Here is a 19,211-nt window from a genome sequence, read left to right on the forward strand (position 1 = left end):
AGGGTGTCATATTTTCTAATAAATTGACAGTTTTAGTAGGTCTTTTTATGGCAAGCCCCTACCCTTTGGCTTCGCCCAGGGTACGGTCGGGCTTTCGTGGGTACACGGTACCATTACACTATCCCTCTTGCAAATGTATATCTGTTTAAGACAATTTATTCCTTTACTTTTGCTGCTTCCTTTAAAAATATGATTGCAACAAAAACATATACCGTAAAAGAAGGTGCAAAACTATTAGTTAAAAGCTACTTGCTAGTTTGGGCGTTTTATTTTTCGTTTTTTATAATTTTGGGTCTATTGTCAAAATGGTTTCCTGAGCTTATAAACAACGAATACAAGCAGGAACGTCTACTAGAAATGCTCAATAACCAACCCATACAACTGCTTATTTCCGCAGTAATCATTGCGCCCATTTTTGAAGAAATCATGTTCCGCTCTCTTATAAAGCCCAGCTATGAAGACTTGTTGCTATTTATAAGTGGTTGGCTCAGCTTTCTTTTTATGGGTTTTTCGGAAGGACTAACAGATTGGTATATCCGGCTGTTAATAATGTTCGCAGTTTTTATTGGCACCTATTATCTGTTGCAATTTCTTGTACCTAAAAAAGCGCTTGTAGGTATTCAAAATTTTCTTGGCAAGTACGTATTAGTAGTTTTGGTTATTACTTCTGTAATCTTCGGAATGGCACATATTTATAACTATGTAGAGTCTTTTCTCATTAATGCAGCATTATTTGCTATGATTGTTCCACGAATTGTTCTTGGTGGGATTGCCGGTTGGCTAAAAATTAAAACAGGCGTGCTAATTTGGCCTATTTTACTTCACTTTCTTAATAATGCGTTTGCAATCGGAATTATGCTATTGTTTACATATGTGATTTCTAACTAACCATTCCTGTTTAGGGTTTAACACAGCTTTAAAATAATAACACGTTTACTCTTTGTATCTTCAAGTCTCAAAAAAAAGAACTATGAAAGCAGTACAAGTACAAGAAGCAGGAGGTGATTTTAAAATAGTAGAACTCGATAAACCTTCCCCAAAAGAAAATGAAGTCTTACTAAAAGTAGAAGCCTGCGGAATTTGCCACAGTGATAATTTTGTAAAAGCAGGCGGATTCCCCGGTTTAGAATATCCACGTGTTCCCGGTCACGAAGTAGTGGGAATTGTTGAAAGTGTTGGCAGTAACGTCTCCAACTGGGAAAAAGGGCAACGCGTTGGTGTAGGCTGGCACGGAGGTCACTGTTTTAATTGCGAACCTTGCCGTCGTGGTATGTTTATTAACTGTGAAAATGCTCAAGTTTGTGGAATCTCTTATGATGGTGGCTATGCCGAATATATGACTGCGCCTCAAGAAGCGGTTGCTAGCATTCCTGAAGAGCTTTCCAGTGAAGAAGCCGCCCCTTTATTATGCGCCGGAATTACCGTATACAACGCCATGCGAAATAGTAATGTAAAAGCCGGAGATGTGGTAGCTGTTCAAGGTATTGGTGGTTTAGGGCACTTAGCCGTTCAATATGCCAATAAAATGGGGATGAAAACCGTAGCTCTTTCCACGAGTGATGATAAAAAGAAGTTAGCAAAAGACTTAGGAGCACATCACTACATTAATATCAAGGAACAAAATGCTGTTGAGGAATTGCAAAAATTAGGCGGCGCAAAGTTAATTGTTGCTACTGCACCACACGCTGATGCAATCTCGTCTGTTATTGATGGATTGGGTATTGACGGACAATTAATCTGTATAGGTGCTACACCTGATGCTGTAGAAGTATCACCTATGCAACTATTGATGGCTCGCAAATCGGTTACCGGATGGCCAAGTGGTACCGCAATTGAAAGTGAAGATACGCTTAACTTTAGCGCTTTGACTGACACTAAACCAATGATTGAAACATACAAGTTAGACGATGTTGCCGAAGCATTTGAAAAAATGATGAACAACGAAGCTCGTTTTAGAGTCGTTTTAACTCCGTAGAGAATAAAGACACAACACACCTTCCGTTACTTTCGATATGAATGCAGCGGAAGGTTTTTTAATTTTAAAATATAATTATGTGGAATTTAAAAGGTAAAAAAACGGTTATAACTGGAGGCACCAAAGGAATTGGTAAAGCAACGGTTTTAGAGTTTCTTTCACTCGGTGCCGATGTGATTTTTACAGCACGGAGTGAAAAAGATGTAAAAGCTTTTGAAGGCGAGCTACAAAAAGAGAATCATGCCGCTTTTGGAGTCGTTAGTGATGTTTCAGAAAATGACGGCATTGAAGCAATTGTTTCCGAAGTACGAAAACGTTGGGATACTTTGGACATTCTTGTAAACAATGCAGGAATCAATATTCGAAAAAAAGCATTGGATTATTCAGAAGAAGAAATCTCAAAAGTTATTGCCATTAATATGACGGCACCTTTTGAGTTGAGCAGAAAACTGCATCCGTTTCTTCAAAAACCCGGTAAGGCAACCATTGTCAACGTTGCGTCTGTTTCTGGAGTGTTAGATACGAATACGGGATCTCCCTACGGCATGTCGAAAGCCGGGTTGGTGATGCAAACTAAAAACCTTGCTGCTGAATGGGCTAAAGATGGAATCCGCGTCAACGCCATGTCGCCTTGGTTTACTCAAACCCCGCTTACGGAAGGACTTCTTAAAATTAAGGAGCGTATTGAACCCGTTTTAAAACACACACCACTAGGTCGTGTTGCACAAGCTGAAGAAATGGCAAATGTGATTGCTTTTTTAGCGATGGATAAATCATCGTACATTACTGGACAAAATATTTCAGTTGATGGAGGGATTGGTATTACGGCTATTTAGCTTCAATTTTCAGCAATTCTTCCCACTGTGTAGTATATCGCGGACTTCGTTCTTTTTTAATGAGTTCCCATTCGTTCATACGTGTTCCGGTCATCGCTGAAGCTACGGTAGACTTTCCATACTTATTGTTCAGCTTATCGAACGTTTGAATAAGCTTATGGTTATTTAATTTAGATGGCTGATGAAACAAATTACCTTGCACATATTCCTGCGGAATGATTCCGCTTAAATTCACTCCTACTTTTTTATAGCGATAGCCTGGTTTGTATATTTCATGTAATGCTTTTCGCGCTTCAGAAATCAACTGAAACGTATTATTGGTAGGAATTGGCATCGTTGCCGTTATACTATTAGAATATTGCTTATCAACATTGCTATGGTAATTGGTATGTACAAACACCTGTACATAGGTGGCACAGGAATTTTGAGCACGTAGCACTTCGCTCACTTCACTTATATAATACGCGCAGGCTTCCTCGATACGCTCCAAGTCTTCCAGTTTTTTTCCGAATGATTTAGCAGTGCCGATTCCTTTTTTGGGTTTAGGCACTTCTGTAAACTCTATGCACGGTTCACCTTGTAATTCTCTCCATAATCGCTCACCCACCACGGTCATTTCTTTGCGAACCCAAGCGAGTGGCTTTTGGGTAAATTCATAGGCCGTAAATACCCCTATATTCTTCAATCGCTCTACGTGTTTTCTCCCCAACCCCCAAACGTCTTTTGTTTTTGCCCACTGCAAGGCTTTAATCCGTTTTTCTTCAGAATCAATTATACATACGTGATCATAGCCTTCTATCTTCTTTGCCATTTTATTAGCTAACTTTGCTAATACCTTGGTGGGCGCTATCCCCACTCCTACCGGCAAACCGGTTAATTGTTTAATGGTATCTTTTATTTCATGTCCATAGTTTTCAAGGTTTAAGTAATCCATCCCGCTTACTTCTACGAAAGATTCATCAATACTGTACACCTCAACCATAGGTGAAAAGGTTTTTAATATATTCATAACCCGTTGCGACATTTCGCCATACAAAGTGTAATTGGAAGAGAAGAACGTTACTCGGTTTTTTATCAATTGATCTTTTATTTTGAAGACCGGCTCAAACATTGGGATGTCGGTTATCGCTTTTGCTTCCTTATTTGCTGCAATTATACAACCGTCATTATTACTTAATACCACTACTGGTTTCCCCCACAAATCTGGACGGAATACTTGTTCGCACGACGCGTAAAAACTATTGCAGTCGACCATAGCTATCATAGCGCATTATGAATTATGTATGTAACAACACCCCACAAGGTATATTCTTCTTCTGAAGGTTTTTCTGAAATACGAACCAATAAAAACTCACCATTTATAACCACCAAAGCGAGCCTATTGGGGGTTGCCTTAAGAGAACGGTCTACAATTAGTACATCGTTATGATGTATTTTGAATGCCGTATACCCATCACCATCAACCCGGATAAAAAAAGTAGCATCCTGATTGTGCATCAATTCTTTGTGCAAATCGATAGGTGCTTCTAAATAATGTGTAGCCGCGCTAGGAAAGCCTGTTTGTTTAGAGACTTCAGGCGCATGGCGGTTTTTCACTTTCTGTAATTTTCCAGAGGTTGTAATTTCCATAGAAACAAAATTAGGAAATAATCCATTTAAAAATAGGATTATTTCCATATACTTTTCAACAAAAATCTATAAAAGAAAATTTACATTTGTGTTATATTATAGCCTATGGAAAGTATAAGTGTTTTTGATATGTTAAAGATTGGTGTGGGACCTTCAAGTTCGCACACTTTAGGGCCTTGGCGTGCTGCAGAACGTTGGGTCGATGAATTGATTGAGAAAGGTCATTTTAATCAAGTAGAAAAAGTGCAGGTGAATTTATACGGTTCGCTATCTCTTACTGGAAAAGGCCATGCTACCGATGTTGCTACAATGCTTGGTTTATGTGGTTTTGACCCGGTAACTTTTCCTATTGAAAAAATTGACGAGACCATCGATTTTATCACATCAAACCATAAACTTAGGTTGAATGATGAAAAAGAGATTGATTTCAATCCAAAAGAACATATTAAATTCAACAGAAAATTTTTAGATTTTCATCCTAACGGAATTACATTTCATGCATATTTAACTAACGGTTCTAAAAAAACAGCTACCTTCTACTCTATTGGTGGTGGTTTTGTAATTAAGAAAGAACGGAAGAACAAAAAAATGAAGGAGCAGAAATTTGCACAATTTCCGTTTCCTGTCCATAGCGGTGTTGAGTTGCTATCTAATTGTAAAGCCGAAGGGAAATCCATTAGCGAAATTGTTCTGGAAAATGAAAAATCGCTTCGTTCAGAAGAAGAAATAAACGAGGGTCTACAAAAAATATGGAATGTTATGCTAGATTCTATGTATGTAGGCTGCCATACAGAAGGAAAATTACCAGGCGGACTTAATGTAAAACGACGTGCTTTTGACATGCATAAGAACTTAATAGGCGATGCCCCATATAATGATGCTCAAGAATGGATTGAAGCCATTAGAAGTACAGAAGTAAAGTTTAGACAAATATTGAAATGGGTATCCTGTTTTGCACTTTCGGTTAACGAAGTAAATGCTTCGTTAGGAAGAGTGGTTACCGCACCTACAAACGGAAGTGCCGGTGTTATTCCAGCTGTAATTATGTATTATATGGTTATTGAAAACCATAAAGCTGATTTTAAAGATATTCGCAAGTTTATGTTAGTTGCGGGTGAAATTGGCAGCCTGTTTAAAAAGGGAGCTACCATTTCAGCTGCTATGGGCGGTTGCCAAGCAGAGATTGGCGTTTCTTCTTCAATGGCAGCTGGTGCCTTGACCGAATTAATGGGCGGAACTCCAGAACAATGTTTAATGGCTGCTGAAATAGCTATGGAACATCATCTCGGATTAACCTGTGATCCTATTGCCGGTTTGGTGCAAATACCATGTATTGAACGAAACGCTATGGGAGCTATAAAAGCCATTAACGCTTGCGAGATGGCGCTTGATAGTGATCCACTTTCTGCAAAAGTCCCATTAGACAAGGTTATTGAAACGATGTGGGAAACTGCTAAAGATATGAGCAATAAATACAAAGAAACCAGCGAAGGTGGCTTAGCGGTACGTGTAAATATGAGCGATTGTTAACGCTACATTAATTATCGCAACTACCTATTCGCCTAGAGTCTAAAACTAAAATAATTTTCCAACCTTCATCGGTATAGGTTAATGTAAACGAATTTGCCCCACAATGGCTAAACGCATCATTTAAGTAAAACTCATACGGTGTCCAAACATGAGCCAAGTTACCATCAGACTGTACTTGGTAATCTAGTAACCGTTCTTCCCATTTTTGGTCTTCAGGTCTTGCTGCCACAGCTTTTAAAAAATCTTCAATTCGCAAATAACGCACCTTGTTTTCCCCATCTTTAGATAGATAAAACGTACGCAATTGTAAATGAGGTGAAGTGACACTTTTCATCCTAACGGTATCGCGCTCGTGAAATCCTCTAAAAAATTCACCTATAATTATTTTTGCATTGTTTTCTGAAAGTTCGTTTTGAGCAAAAACTGAAGTCAGAGTAAATAAAAACAACAGATAAAGTACAGTTTTCATATTAAGAAATTTATTTGGTTCCTTTCAAAATTAGTATTTTTATACTCTAATTGATAGAATAAGAAAAAAAATATGTCGATCGCAAAAAAAGAATACAAACGTATTACCACCAAAACTTTGGTGGATATGAAAAAGAAAGGTGAAAAAATATCCATGCTCACCGCCTACGATTTTACTATGGCAAAAATTGTGGATGGCTCGGGCATAGACGTCATACTAGTAGGTGATTCGGCCTCCAATGTTATGGCTGGACATGAAACCACGTTGCCAATCACCTTAGACCAAATGATTTACCACGCCAGTTCAGTAGTGAGAGCCATTGAACGAAGTCTGGTTGTTGTTGATATTCCCTTCGGAAGTTACCAAAGTGACCCAAAAGAAGCGCTACGCTCTGCTATTCGGATTATGAAAGAAAGCGGCGGTCACGCAGTAAAACTAGAAGGCGGGAAAGAAATAAAAGAATCGGTTAAACGAATTTTAAACGCCGGAATTCCTGTAATGGGTCATTTAGGACTTACGCCACAATCCATATATAAATTTGGAACCTACACTGTTCGTGCAAAAGAAGATGAAGAAGCCGAAAAACTAAAAGCTGACGCTAAATTATTGGAAAAAATAGGCTGTTTTGCTATTGTACTTGAAAAAGTTCCTGCCAAATTAGCTGCTGAAGTAGCCAAAGAATTAACTATTCCAATTATAGGAATAGGTGCCGGAAATGAAGTGGATGGACAAGTTTTGGTTACACACGATATGGTCGGGATGACTCATGAGTTCAATCCTCGTTTTTTACGTCGGTATTTAGATTTATATGCCGAAATGACGGGCGCTTTTAAAAATTACATTGATGATGTAAAAAGCGGTAATTTCCCTAGCGATAAAGAGCAATACTAGTACTTATTTTCAAAAGAATATTCCGCTGAGTTTAAAAAAAATCATATCTACAAAAGATAACTTACAAGTTTTATTTGAAGACAATCACCTGCTTATCGTAAATAAACGTGCAGGTGATATTGTTCAAGGTGATAAAACTGGTGACAAACCACTTTCAGAAGTTGTTAAAGAATATATTGCTGAAAAATACAATAAACCTGGAGCTGTTTATTTGGGCGTGGTACATAGGTTAGACCGACCTACAAGTGGGGTTGTTGTTTTTGCACGTACCTCGAAAGCCCTATCACGTTTAAATAAATTATTTGCTGAACGTGATACTGAAAAAACCTATTGGTCCATAGTTAAAAATGAACCGCCAAAAGCTTCAGATACCCTAATACATTATTTGAAAAGAAATCCGAAGCAAAACAAATCATATTCTCATATAAACGAAGTCCCTGATAGTAAGAAAGGAATACTCCACTATCAGGTTATAAAGAAGTTGGATAATTATTTTTTGCTGGAAGTAAAATTAGAAACTGGACGTCATCACCAAATACGCTCCCAACTTTCAGCAATAGGCAGCCCTATAAAAGGTGATTTAAAATACGGTTTTGACCGAAGTAATAAAGACGCGAGTATTCACTTGCACTCTAGGAAGCTAACCTTTGTACATCCCGTTAAAAAAGAAAAACTTACCATTATTGCTCCTTTGCCTAAAGATCCGTTATGGAAAGCCTGTGATTAAATTTTTGTAATCTCATTTTTTAAAGCATAAATCACCAAGCCCACCCTATTTTTAATATCCAATTTATTGAAAAGTTCTTGGCGATAGCCATCAATGGTTTTCGGGCTCAAATTCATTTTATCAGCAATTTCTTTATAGGTCATTTCACTACAAGCTAACTTCATAAAATCAATTTCCCGTTCTTTAAATGCTGGTTTTTCAGTTTCATCTGAATGTAAAGAATGTAACAAGGATTCAGCTACTTTTTCTGAATGATAATATCCTTTTTTAAGTGTTTGCACTAAGGCCTCATTTAGTTTATCGGGATGAATATCTTTTAGCAAATACCCCTTGGCACCCAAACTCAACATTTTAAGTATTTTTCTTTCATCATCTTCCATGGTAAGCGCCAATACTTTAATGCTTTTTTGGTTTTCATGTAACCATTCCATCGTCTCAAAACCATCCATTACTGGCATATTGAGGTCTAATAAAATTAGTTCAGGAACCTCTGAGTACTGTTTTAGTTTTTGCTGCAAGTCTTTACCATTCTTGGCATGATAGAGTACATTAAACTCTTCAAAAGAGTTCACTAGTTTCTCTAATGAACTAGCAAACAAGGAATGATCATCTACTATTACTATGTTGTGAGAAGTTGTTTTATTCATTTTTATAAGGGTAATTTAAGCGTAAAATTGTTCCTTCCTGTTTTTTAGAATCTATCGAAAATTGAGCTTTTAACAGTTCAGCGCGGCTTTTCATGGTTTCCATTCCAGAATTCCCTTTTTGCTCTGACATGTCAAAACCAATACCGTTATCTCTTGCTTCAATTTGAAAAAAGGTTTCTGTATAATTTAAATGTACAAATAATTCTGTTGCTCGGGCGTGTTTTAATACGTTAGTAGAAAACTCTTGAAGGATTCGGAAAATTATTATTTCGTTGGTTCTATCTATTTCTTTTATTTTACCAGTTATCTCTAAAGTTGCATTTAAAAAGTCGAGGCGATTAAATCGCTCTAATTCAACTTTTAATGATTCAACTAATCCATTTTTATACACAACATCATTATTTAGAGTTTTTGAAAGACTCCGTACTTCGGTAACGGTTTCCTGTACAACAGATTTAGTTTCTAGTAATTGATTATGGAATTCTGTAGGAAGTGTTGGTAGTATCATATTCAATTGGATATTTGCTACAGAAAGCAATTGGCCAATGTTGTCGTGCAACTCCCACGCAATGTTTTTAAGGGTCTGTTCTTGAATCTCAATTCTAGATTTTGAGATTTCATTCTCAAATTGCCGCTTTTGCTCGGCTTGCCGTAACAATAATTTATTTTTTCGTCGTTGAAATGCGATAAAGAATACTACTGATACAACAACGGTAAGCACCAATATTGCAATAAAGTATATTATGAGAAGCCTTTCTTCTTTAGACATATAACAAATCCGATAGTATAAAGTAAATATACCAATAGGTTTGTAAAAAGGAGTATGGTTTTGTACAATTCTACAAATTCGGGACTTTCAGAATCAAAATGATGGCTATAAATAAATACAGGAGTCAAAACCAAATGTAATAAAATAGCCCCTAAAGAAATATAAAAAGGAAGTGATTTATCAAACTTTAAAATCTCATCGCTATTCAACAGTTGATAGTAATACAGACTTATTGAAAATAACACCAAAATTGTTCCTATTACTTCAGTAAACGAAGAAAATGCTATAAAATAAACGTCTGAAAAAATCAAGTTTAACATACAAGAAATCACAAAAAGCACCAATATTACATTTAAAAAGGTACGGATTCTGGGACTGTTTAATTGCCACTTAAAGTAACTTACATATATAACATAACTAATTATTGAATTGATGTTGTACAACCAATAATTGTTTTCAAAAACGGTTCCTTCTACAAAGTAGAACAATTTATAACCTGAAAAATAAGCTAGTGGTGCATAGTAGCCCACAATTTCAACTAAAACAGTAAAACACAAAAAATAAATAAAATATTTTGTTGCCGCATCGGTTTTACGCTTACTAATCAAAAAAAGCCCCGCTACAGCTGCCAAAAGTTCTATAGTTGTAATAGGAAAGGCATATACTAAGAATTCTTTCAAAATAACACAGGTTTTAATAGCTTTTAGGCGGCCAACCTCCTATACTTTTATTAAAAGGATCAATATTATAATTAATATTAGAACTCGGTGTAGCCCCTTCTGTAGGTGCTAAGAAAACAGTTGCTTTATCATCTGAAATGTCATCATAAGCCGCAAAATAAATCCTGATTCCAGGGTTATCGATTTTTTGTTTTTTAGATAACTCTTTAACGTAATCTAAATACTCCTGTAATTCATCTACTGTATAAAAAAACTCACGGGTATCAACATTCCCTTGGGCACGTTCAATTTCTAATGCTCTCGTGCTTATCCAATTATCTTGCAATTGTCTTGCCTGGTCAACACTAATACATTTTGCTGGTTTAGCCATCTTTATAATTTTGGTTAGTTAGTAAAGCAATGTATACAATTTCTTGCTTTGTTGATACATTAAAGGTGTGAATTAGGAAAAATCCCTCATTGAAATAAGGATTTTCCCTATTTGCTATTAAGGGATATGCCTATTTTTTTAAAGAAAAACCTTCTATTTTTCAAGTTAATTACCTGCTGAAATACAAACAATTACACTTTAAATTTGTGTTGTACCAATATTAGACAACTTGAATTTTTTAATTACATATAAACCACTTTGCAGCCTAGATATTTATCACGAATATTTTTTAAATGATGGCCTCGTTCCTTTTGATATTTCAGAAAAACTAAAAGAAAAGCAACTTTCCAACTATGATGCACGGGAGTTTATTGACGTTGTTCCTTCTGAAGAAACATATCATTATCTTAATGCACATAAGATAATTTTTAAACCTACCGAAACAGGTTTTACACTATTAATCCAGGTTGAAGAGATTTCAGAAGAAGCGCAAAATTACATTCCAAAAATTCCTGTTTTAGAGAACTTCAACCTATCCTTTTTACTATATATCAATGACTTTTTATTTGAAAATTACTCAACAGTAAATGCCATTCCTGTTGTTCCTTTTTACTTTTCTAATACAAAGCCTGCTTCAGAAAACAATAATTTCACGTATATAGATGTAGCAGAAACAAAACATCCCATTTCAGATTTTAAAATTTCTGAAACCACCTGGAAAAGCATACGGAAGCAGTTTTCAGAAGAAGAGATGGAAAGCCTATTTGGAGTAATCTCTTTAAATATTACAGACGACAACTTGCAAACTTATACCGCTAACAAAAGAAAATTACTAAGTAAGAAAGATGAACTTAGCGTTGAATCGAAAAAATTTAAAATTCAGTTTGCCAACCGCAAAACCATTTGGCACTATAAAAATGCACTTAATAATACGCTTGTACATTCAACCGAACCTACCGAGTTGCCTTTAGTGAAAAACGGTAAGATTGACTACAAGTTTAATAGTCGGGAACAACCACCAGCTTGCCCTACCCGGCTCATCGTTGAAAAAGACCCGCTGGGTAATATTACCAAAACAATTTATGAAATCTACATTAATTAAGCAAAGGCACATGAAAAAACCCCGCAAACCATTTAGTTTCCATAGTACTAACATAAGCTATAACACTACCGCAATAACACAAGTAGAAACTGCCATTCCTGCTTTCATTGGCTATACTGAAAAAGCTGAAAAAAGTGGCCAAGACCTCACCAACTTACCTACAAAAATATCCTCCCTTCTTGAGTATGAAGACTTCTTTGGGGTATCACAAAACGAAAAAAACCTCACAGTTACTATTACAGATACATTAAACAATAATGGCCTTACACAAACACAGGACCGCAAAATAAGCACACACAATAGTGCTCCAAGTCCATTTACAATGTATTATGCTTTACAACTATACTTTATTAATGGCGGAACATCCTGCTACATAATTTCTGTGGGAGATTATAACAATACAACGGTTTCAAAAAGCCAACTTGTGGATGGTTTCTCTGTCCTTGAAAATTATAAAGAACCTACTTTGTTGGTATTTCCAGATGCGGTGAACATTTCAACTGCTTATAATTACTATGATTTGATACACCAAGCATTGCAACAAGCAAAACAGCTTAAAGATCGGTTTGTAATTGCAGACACCTACGAAAATAATCCTACCACAGTACGTAATACCAACACCTTAGGAAATGATACCGAGCTTTTAAAATACGGTGCTATATATTATCCATATCTAAAAACGCTTTTCCCGTATGCTTTTAAAGATGGTGATATAGCCATAGAACATACAAGTGTCGATGAAACGGGAATTCAAAACCTTGGCTCATTTAACGGATTGTCACTTGCTGACTTAAAAATTGGAGGAAGTCACGAAAATACCATTTTGTTTAACGATATAAAAAGCCAGCTCGACCAAACGACAGTCACCCTACCATCAAGTAGCGCGATGGCAGGTATTTATGAAAGAGTAGATAAAAACAGAGGTGTATGGAAGGCGCCGGCAAACGTTTCAGTAAATGGATGTATAGAAACCACCCAAAGTATAACAGATCTCGAACAAGAAACCCTGAATGTTCACCCTTCAGGAAAATCAATTAATGCCATCAGGGAATTTCAAGGTAGTGGCATTTTGGTATGGGGAGCTCGTACATTGGCAGGTAATGATAATGAATGGCGGTATGTTTCGGTAAGACGCTTTGGTATTATGGTTGAAACATCTATAAACAGAGTGGTTAACAGTTATTTAAATGAACAAAACAACAATACCACTTGGCAAAAATTAAAGGTACTAATCGAAAATTTTTTAATGCTTCAATGGCGAGATGGTGCTTTAAGCGGTAATACTCCTAGTCGTGCTTTTTATGTAAGTATCGGCTTAGGGCAAAGTATGACACAAAACGACATACTGGACGGCCTTTTAATAATTGAACTTGGTATCGCCCCGATACGACCCGCAGAGTTTATCACAATGCAACTAACATATAAGATGCAACAAAATTAAAAGCTGAAAATATGAACAAAACAATTGCACAAAAACAATTTTACCTTAATGTTCATTTCTTTGAAAATGAAAAAAGAGAAAGCAATGCACAATTCAAATCGGTTTCTGGTCTTACGGTTCATATAGATGTTGAAAACTTAGTTAAAAACCCAGAAAAAGAGTTTAAACATTTTTTTCCATCCCGAACACGTTTTCCAAATCTTATATTAAAAGGAGTACTATTAAAAGATTTAAAAGTGATTGAATGGTGTAAAAAAGCAATAGATCAATATCAATTTTCTCCAACCGATTTAAAAGTTAAACTGGTAAACGGTAAAAAAGAATCTGTTTTAGCTTGGAATATTATACGTGCATATCCAGTAAAATGGACGGTAAAAAAACAGATAGAAAAAGAAAATAGTCTTGCTATTGATACCATGGAATTAGCATATAATTATTTTAAACTAGTTTAGTTATTCAGGTTAAAAAAATAGAAAATTACAGTTTATAATACTCAAAATAAAACCAAATAAATCATGATTAAAACTGAAATAAATACAAACAAAATAGAAGAAGAATTAGTGTCTTTCTTACAAACTAAAATACATATGTGCACACTCGAAAACACTTCATTTTTAGATAAAAAAAGCATTGAAAACATAGTAATTATAGAAGAAAGTAATATAAGTGTGAACTCAAATTTAAATCAAACTAAGACTTTAATTAATTTAATTAAAAAAATTGATAATCAAAACATTATAAATATTTTAATTAAATTTTTAGGCGCGCCTAAAACGAGTAAGACGCATATTTTAAAGATACCTAAATCCTTACGTGAATCAAAATACAAAATATATTTTTGGATGCTGTTTTTTTGTCATAAAAATCTAGAAGATTTCCAGCTTGGACTTCATAAATTAATTAAAGAAACTTCAAAGGAATATTCTAAAAAAACAATTTTTGAAACGCTTAATTTCGGCGTGACATTATCCAAATTAAAAACAGAAAAAAAAAGGTTGTTCACCCCTCCTATTTCAATAAACAGTGGTGACAAAAAAAAGAATGCAACTCATTTTAACTATAATTAATAAGTATCTTTAATAACGAGTTACCGTTGTTTTATGAATACAAAAAAACAAAAGACATCTATCTTTGTCCATTTTGTAAATGGAATCAATCACTTTATACGCTCATTTAAAAACTTTTTTAAATCTGCTGTTTTAAGCTTGATTGTCATTGTAATTATCCTGTTGTTATTAACACAAATGGATCAAGCATTGACAATGTTGGTCGATATGATGGAAACTAGCAAGTTTTCTCTATTGCTATGTTTCTTTCTTATTAATGCCTTGGCTTTGGTTCTTTCTCACTACCCTATTTACACTTATTATGCGGCAGATTTAAATGATTCAAGAGATTACACCAATTGGCACAAAACCAATCCAATCCCCTTTTGGCCTTTTAAGAAGTTTCCCATTTTTGTTTTCACGACTAACCCAGAATCTAACTATAAGCCGGATAACTGGGCTAATTACCTACGGTATTCCATCGGAATATTGATCCATTGTGTTTGGGTTCATTTTATAATCAGTAGTTTTTCACCAAACTTACTTTTTGATTCCTTTCCCTTCGCACCGGTTAAGAGTGTTATGTACGTGCTACTACTTGTTCCCTTTGTTGTTTACATCTTTTATAAGGAAAAATTTACAGCACTTAAAAAAACACTTGATGCCAAAGAAGGTGTAGCTTCAGAAAAAAAGCATCAAAAAAGTCTCAATAAAATAAATAAGCTCTATAGAAAACTAGGGATTTGGTATGTAATTTTGGCGCTTGCATGCTTTCTGTTGTTGGCTTTGACGTTACTAGTAGGCAACTTTAGCCCCGGAGGGTTTATTTTGTTGCTTCTTACCAGCTATGCCCTTATGTTTAATTACGTGTTTTTTAGGTTATTGCGAACCAAATTAACACTTGTTTACAATGCAATGGGCACTTCCAAAGCATTTGTTCCTTTTAAATTTTGCATTAAAAATCTACTTTTCCTGGAACGCTCTGAAAATTACCTGGTTATGTACAACCTTAATTTTTTGGTTGCGTTTATCATCATCGTTTTTTCAACCATTGCGAGTATTAAAGACTGGTCGCTGCTTAATGGAATACCAATACTACTGGCATTTTTCTATTTCTATTATTTTATTGTAGCAAGCTTGGGCAAATACTTTTTTGTAACCAAAAAACTCAATCTCTTTGGATCACAATTATACAAAGGAATCTTTATTGTATTGGGAACTGTCATCGCCTTATTTATCATTACTTTTTTTGCTCCTATTGAGGTTAAAACCCACCAACTGGATCGAGTAAAAAACTCAAAAACCGAAATTACCGAAGCTGTTTTTATCGACAGTTTACGAGCCAAAGATGACAACACCCTGTTTTTTATCGCTTCACATGGTGGCGGACTTAAGGCCAACGTTTGGACGCTAAATGTAGTAAATATGCTTCAAAAAAATACTGAAGGCAAGTTACTAAACCAGACCATTGCGCTTTCTGGGGCCTCAGGCGGGTCTTTGGGTTTAGCTTTATATACTGGACTGTATAAAGAAAACGGGCTTGATTTTGAAGAAATTCAAAAGAAAATTGACCACCTGGCAGCACAAAATTATACCTCCCTAGATCTTTCCCTAACGTTCGGGCTCGATTCCTACCGAAAAATATGGCCTTTTAGTCAACGTTTTGGCTTACGTGACCGGCCGTATTATGCTATGCGTAAGTATCAGAATGAAATTCAAGATATAAACAGCACTAGGCTCTCTAAAACCTCATTCAGGGATTATTGGAAAGAGGCATTTAACAAAAACGGTTATTTTCCTTCATTGATAATGAACACAGCAGGAACACAAGGTAGTCGCGGTATTCTTTGGTCTGTTAAGCAAAATAATTTTGAAGAAATCTTCCCTTTTGCAATAAATCTGGCCGATCTTACCAACAATGAAACCATCCCCTATTATCAAGCAGTATCAACCACCAACCGTTTTCCTGTTTTCAGCCCGGCAGCAAAAATCCCTGGTTATGGCTATTTTATCGATGCTGGGGCCATTGACAATAGCGGCTTGTTAGGGTGTCTGGATGTTCATAACTATTTAGCCCGTGACAAAAAAGTACTGGGAGACAAACAGATTGGGTATATCGAGATAATTAATAGTAAAAGCTTGTATATAGACCATCTAATAAAGAAATTCAAAAAACAATATTACATTGATCACATTGCCATCAACGAAAATGAGACAGACAACATCATTGCCGATTTAGAAACGGGTTTAAACCTTGATAAAATTCCCGGATATTTAAGTGATTACGTTACGAGCCTTGAAAAAACAAGCGATGGTTCCACTCGGTATTTCAAGATTATGATGCCGCATAAGGTAACTTTTAATGATATTGAAGCTCATTTAAATGGATTTATACTTTCAGCAAACATTGAAAACACTCTTAAAATATTTCTTTCTGAAGAGAACAACCTTATCCTTTCGCTTACTGAGAAGCAAAATAAATCCTTCTTCGAGCCTTGGGAGTATTATGAACCAACATTATCCCGCCATTTAAGTAAAAGCAGCATAAATTATGTGAAAGCGATACTGAAACACCCCATACTTACCGAACAGTTTGAAGAAATTGAAAGTATTATCAACACCAAGAAAATAGAAGAAAACAAAGCGCCGCAGTTGTCTTTATAGGTGTTCGATTAATTTGAAATAAACCGTTTTTCCCACCCGCTTTTGGGCAAGTCTACAAATAGCTTGTTCTGTTAATTGCAGTATTCGTGAATAACCACCAGTAGTTTGGGCATCGCGCATTAATACCACACTTTTGCCTGAAGGCGTCAACTGCACCGTTCCTGGCTGCACTGGAGCTGTTATTATTTCTTTTGCTGAAATATCCTCCAAACCTTCTATTACATACGCCATACGACTACTTTGTGAACCTATTTTCAATGTAGTATCCATTATTATCTTCTGAAATTTCTTCGGAAGTAAATCAAATTCAGGTCCTGGATATACTTCTATTGCTTCATCATTAAAATGATGTTCATCTATTGAAAAAGAAGCATGTCTAACTATTTTTTTAGAAGTAGTAGTTGAAAATTTCAAAACATCTCCTTTCTCTAATCGTTTCTTTTTTGTGATGTTGTTATAAAAGCTTCGGCTACCCAATATAATTTCAGTTTTAAAACCACCTAAAACTGCCAGATAACCATAGTTTCCAAAGTCGGGATGGTCAATTTTCAAAACATTGTTTTCAGAAATTTCTGTGGCTTTACCCAACTCTATGGGCACATCGTTGATTGTTGCATGAAAACCAGCTCCGCAGATCGCTATAAACGTGGGAGCTTTAAATTGAAGTCTAGGGCCCATCATCGTAAATTCCATAACGGCAGCTTGGGTTGAGTTGTCCAAAAGTTTATTAGCCATAGCCGCGGAAACAGTGTCCATCGCTCCGCTTAGAGGCACACCCAACCGACGGTAGCCCGTTCTTCCTTTATCTTGTATGCTTGTAAAAAGACCTGGTTTTAATACTTCAACCATGTTTTGCCTCCTCTCCTATTGTGTAGATATCTGCATCGACTTCCACTTTAATTTTACGGTATTCGTCTTCTGAAATTGGGATAAATTTTATAAAATCTCCAGCTTTTAATAAAGCGGGTGGGTTCTTCTCTATTGAAAAATAGTTTAGCGGACTTTTACCGATAATGTTCCACCCTCCAGGAGAAGAAGAAGTATAGACTCCCGTTTGCGATCCACCAATTGCAACAGATCCAGCTTCGATTATTTCTCTTGGAGTTTGTTTCCGTGGTGTTTGTAAGCGTTTGTCTAAGCCACCTAAGTACGGAAAACCGGGTAGAAATCCCAAAAAATAAACTTTATAGGTAGGTTTGGTATGAAGTTCTATTACTTCAGAAGTAGTTAAATTATTTGTTTTTGCAACGTCTTCAATATCCAACGCAAATTTTGGATTATAGCAAACCGGAATATGTAATACCCGAGAAATTTCCGATTGTGCTTTGGGTATCTTTTTCAGTTTTTTTGATAGTTGATTGATAAAATCGTATTGCTGCACTCCTTTTTTTAAAAACACTGCCAATGAGCTGTACGCAGGGACCGTTTCAAGGACCTCTTTTGTATAGGTTTGCAAAACAAGTTGCTTAACCTGTAAAACAGCTGTCAATGTTTTATTGTCAACAGATGGTTTCCACTCAATCAATATGGCTTGTTCGCCAAATGGTTTTATAGTTGGTTGTTTCATCGATCTAAAGTTAAGCCTTTAACCCTCATTTGTTTGTGGATGTGATGCAAAATTTCAATCGAATGTTGGTTATCACCGTGAATGCAATATGTGGAGGCAGTAATTGGTTTAGCCATACTGTTAATAGTTTGAATTTTTCTTTCAGAAACCATTTTAAAAAGTTGTTCCCAGGCGTCTTTAGGACTTTCTATAAGCGCTCCCTCTTCACTCCGTGAAACCAAAGAGAGGTCGTTGTTATAACGCCTATCTATAAAAGCTTCAAATTCTAGTGGCAATAAATTTTCTGCTTTGCGATGCAAAACGGAGTTGTGTTGTACGTACAATTTAGGACGCACTTTTGTTTGCAATACGGCTTCTACTACAGCATCTGCCGTTGGGGCGTCTTTCGCCGCATAATTATACAGAGCGCCGTGCAGTTTTACGTGATTGATGGTAGCTCCTTCGGTTTCGCAGAGTGCAAAAAACTGTATCAGTTGATTAAAAACGGTTTGTGTCAACTCGTTTTTTGTCATCGTGATAATCTTTCTTCCAAAGTTGTCCTTGTCGGGAAACGAGGGATGCACTCCAATTTTTACGTTGTGTTGCTTTGCCAACCTAATAGCGGTCCGCATTGTTTTTTCTGTTCCAAAATGCCCTCCAGAAGCAATACTGCACGAAGAGATTAACGGCATGATGGCTTCGTCAAAGCCACTACCTTCGCCTAGGTCTGCGTTGATGTCTATATGTTTGGTTTCTTTATTCAAGTTTCTAGTTTTATCTCCTGGGCTTCGACTCTGCCTGTCCTGAGCATGGTCGAAGGGCTCAGCCACATTGATTATTTATCATTAAGGTAAAAAATAATCATCAATTAATCGGTAGCTTCGATACA

At 36.0% G+C, this 19,211-nt stretch carries 21 protein-coding genes; 11 read left to right on the forward strand and 10 right to left on the reverse strand.

Annotated features, from left to right (window positions below; translation table 11 throughout):
- Positions 1-189: 189 nt before the first annotated feature.
- The 3 genes from AACZ92_RS04155 to AACZ92_RS04165 all read left to right on the forward strand — a co-directional run bounded on the left by AACZ92_RS04155 (position 190) and on the right by AACZ92_RS04165 (position 2,811).
- Positions 190-888 carry a CPBP family intramembrane glutamic endopeptidase gene (locus AACZ92_RS04155; protein ID WP_339697441.1) on the forward strand — a complete coding sequence of 233 codons (699 nt, stop codon included), beginning with the start codon at positions 190-192 and terminating at the stop codon, positions 886-888.
- A gap of 82 nt (positions 889-970) precedes the next feature.
- Entirely contained in the window at positions 971-1,975 is a 1,005-nt protein-coding gene (locus tag AACZ92_RS04160) for an alcohol dehydrogenase (protein WP_339697443.1), read from the forward strand.
- 77 nt (positions 1,976-2,052) lie between these two features.
- Complete coding sequence (locus AACZ92_RS04165) at positions 2,053-2,811, forward strand: SDR family oxidoreductase (RefSeq protein WP_339697445.1); 759 nt, start codon at positions 2,053-2,055, stop codon at positions 2,809-2,811.
- Here the strand turns inward: AACZ92_RS04165 and AACZ92_RS04170 are convergent.
- Complete coding sequence (locus AACZ92_RS04170) at positions 2,804-4,066, reverse strand: Y-family DNA polymerase (RefSeq protein ID WP_339697447.1); 1,263 nt, start codon at positions 4,064-4,066, stop codon at positions 2,804-2,806. The two genes, AACZ92_RS04165 and AACZ92_RS04170, sit on opposite strands and share 8 nt — an antisense overlap.
- Positions 4,067-4,071: 5 nt before the next feature.
- A complete protein-coding gene (locus AACZ92_RS04175; RefSeq protein WP_339697449.1) occupies positions 4,072-4,488 on the reverse strand; it encodes a S24 family peptidase in 417 nt (138 codons plus the stop codon).
- A gap of 57 nt (positions 4,489-4,545) precedes the next feature.
- Between AACZ92_RS04175 and AACZ92_RS04180 the strand changes: the two genes are divergently transcribed.
- Positions 4,546-5,970 (forward strand): L-serine ammonia-lyase, encoded by a 1,425-nt coding sequence (locus AACZ92_RS04180; RefSeq protein ID WP_339697451.1) that lies wholly within the window; start codon positions 4,546-4,548, stop codon positions 5,968-5,970.
- A gap of 7 nt (positions 5,971-5,977) precedes the next feature.
- On the opposite strand, the gene AACZ92_RS04185 is transcribed toward AACZ92_RS04180, so the two are convergent.
- Positions 5,978-6,439 carry a nuclear transport factor 2 family protein gene (locus AACZ92_RS04185; RefSeq protein ID WP_339697453.1) on the reverse strand — a complete coding sequence of 154 codons (462 nt, stop codon included), beginning with the start codon at positions 6,437-6,439 and terminating at the stop codon, positions 5,978-5,980.
- 72 nt (positions 6,440-6,511) lie between these two features.
- On the opposite strand from AACZ92_RS04185, the gene panB reads away from it, so the two are divergent.
- Positions 6,512-7,330: a 3-methyl-2-oxobutanoate hydroxymethyltransferase gene (gene panB / locus AACZ92_RS04190; protein WP_339697455.1), complete on the forward strand. Its 819-nt coding sequence runs from the start codon at positions 6,512-6,514 to the stop codon at positions 7,328-7,330.
- Positions 7,331-7,355: 25 nt separating this feature from the next.
- Positions 7,356-8,057, forward strand: a complete 702-nt coding sequence (locus tag AACZ92_RS04195) for an RNA pseudouridine synthase (protein ID WP_339697498.1) — start codon at positions 7,356-7,358, stop codon at positions 8,055-8,057.
- On the opposite strand, the gene AACZ92_RS04200 is transcribed toward AACZ92_RS04195, so the two are convergent.
- The 4 genes from AACZ92_RS04200 to AACZ92_RS04215 are packed head-to-tail and all read right to left on the reverse strand — an operon-like array spanning position 8,054 to position 10,523.
- Positions 8,054-8,704: a response regulator transcription factor gene (locus AACZ92_RS04200; protein ID WP_339697457.1), complete on the reverse strand. Its 651-nt coding sequence runs from the start codon at positions 8,702-8,704 to the stop codon at positions 8,054-8,056. The two genes, AACZ92_RS04195 and AACZ92_RS04200, sit on opposite strands and share 4 nt — an antisense overlap.
- The gene (locus tag AACZ92_RS04205; protein ID WP_339697459.1) at positions 8,697-9,473 is read right to left on the reverse strand and encodes a histidine kinase; all 777 of its coding nucleotides are present in this window, start codon (positions 9,471-9,473) and stop codon (positions 8,697-8,699) included. The genes AACZ92_RS04200 and AACZ92_RS04205 overlap by 8 nt, the downstream gene beginning before the upstream one ends.
- Positions 9,446-10,153: a hypothetical protein gene (locus tag AACZ92_RS04210; RefSeq protein ID WP_339697461.1), complete on the reverse strand. Its 708-nt coding sequence runs from the start codon at positions 10,151-10,153 to the stop codon at positions 9,446-9,448. The genes AACZ92_RS04205 and AACZ92_RS04210 overlap by 28 nt, the downstream gene beginning before the upstream one ends.
- A gap of 13 nt (positions 10,154-10,166) precedes the next feature.
- A complete protein-coding gene (locus tag AACZ92_RS04215; protein ID WP_339697463.1) occupies positions 10,167-10,523 on the reverse strand; it encodes a hypothetical protein in 357 nt (118 codons plus the stop codon).
- 229 nt (positions 10,524-10,752) lie between these two features.
- On the opposite strand from AACZ92_RS04215, the gene AACZ92_RS04220 reads away from it, so the two are divergent.
- The 5 genes from AACZ92_RS04220 to AACZ92_RS04240 all read left to right on the forward strand — a co-directional run bounded on the left by AACZ92_RS04220 (position 10,753) and on the right by AACZ92_RS04240 (position 16,776).
- Positions 10,753-11,625, forward strand: coding sequence for a hypothetical protein (locus AACZ92_RS04220; protein WP_339697465.1), 873 nt, complete (start codon positions 10,753-10,755; stop codon positions 11,623-11,625).
- A gap of 10 nt (positions 11,626-11,635) precedes the next feature.
- A complete protein-coding gene (locus AACZ92_RS04225; RefSeq protein WP_339697467.1) occupies positions 11,636-13,066 on the forward strand; it encodes a phage tail sheath C-terminal domain-containing protein in 1,431 nt (476 codons plus the stop codon).
- Positions 13,067-13,077: 11 nt separating this feature from the next.
- Positions 13,078-13,518 carry a phage tail protein gene (locus tag AACZ92_RS04230; protein WP_339697469.1) on the forward strand — a complete coding sequence of 147 codons (441 nt, stop codon included), beginning with the start codon at positions 13,078-13,080 and terminating at the stop codon, positions 13,516-13,518.
- A 63-nt stretch (positions 13,519-13,581) separates the two neighbouring features.
- Positions 13,582-14,133, forward strand: coding sequence for a hypothetical protein (locus tag AACZ92_RS04235; RefSeq protein ID WP_339697471.1), 552 nt, complete (start codon positions 13,582-13,584; stop codon positions 14,131-14,133).
- A gap of 33 nt (positions 14,134-14,166) precedes the next feature.
- Positions 14,167-16,776: a hypothetical protein gene (locus AACZ92_RS04240; protein WP_339697473.1), complete on the forward strand. Its 2,610-nt coding sequence runs from the start codon at positions 14,167-14,169 to the stop codon at positions 16,774-16,776.
- Here the strand turns inward: AACZ92_RS04240 and AACZ92_RS04245 are convergent.
- Genes AACZ92_RS04245 through pxpA form a run of 3 tightly spaced genes read right to left on the reverse strand, consistent with a single transcriptional unit; the run spans position 16,771 to position 19,152 of the window.
- Positions 16,771-17,625: a biotin-dependent carboxyltransferase family protein gene (locus tag AACZ92_RS04245; protein ID WP_339697475.1), complete on the reverse strand. Its 855-nt coding sequence runs from the start codon at positions 17,623-17,625 to the stop codon at positions 16,771-16,773. The two genes, AACZ92_RS04240 and AACZ92_RS04245, sit on opposite strands and share 6 nt — an antisense overlap.
- A complete protein-coding gene (gene pxpB, locus AACZ92_RS04250) occupies positions 17,618-18,343 on the reverse strand; it encodes a 5-oxoprolinase subunit PxpB (RefSeq protein ID WP_339697477.1) in 726 nt (241 codons plus the stop codon). The genes AACZ92_RS04245 and pxpB overlap by 8 nt, the downstream gene beginning before the upstream one ends.
- Positions 18,340-19,152, reverse strand: coding sequence for a 5-oxoprolinase subunit PxpA (gene pxpA, locus AACZ92_RS04255; RefSeq protein ID WP_339697479.1), 813 nt, complete (start codon positions 19,150-19,152; stop codon positions 18,340-18,342). Before pxpA ends, pxpB begins: the two co-directional genes overlap by 4 nt.
- Positions 19,153-19,211 lie beyond the last annotated feature (59 nt).

Origin of the sequence: uncultured Marixanthomonas sp., assembly GCF_963974425.1 — a bacterium.
GTDB lineage: Bacteria > Bacteroidota > Bacteroidia > Flavobacteriales > Flavobacteriaceae > Marixanthomonas.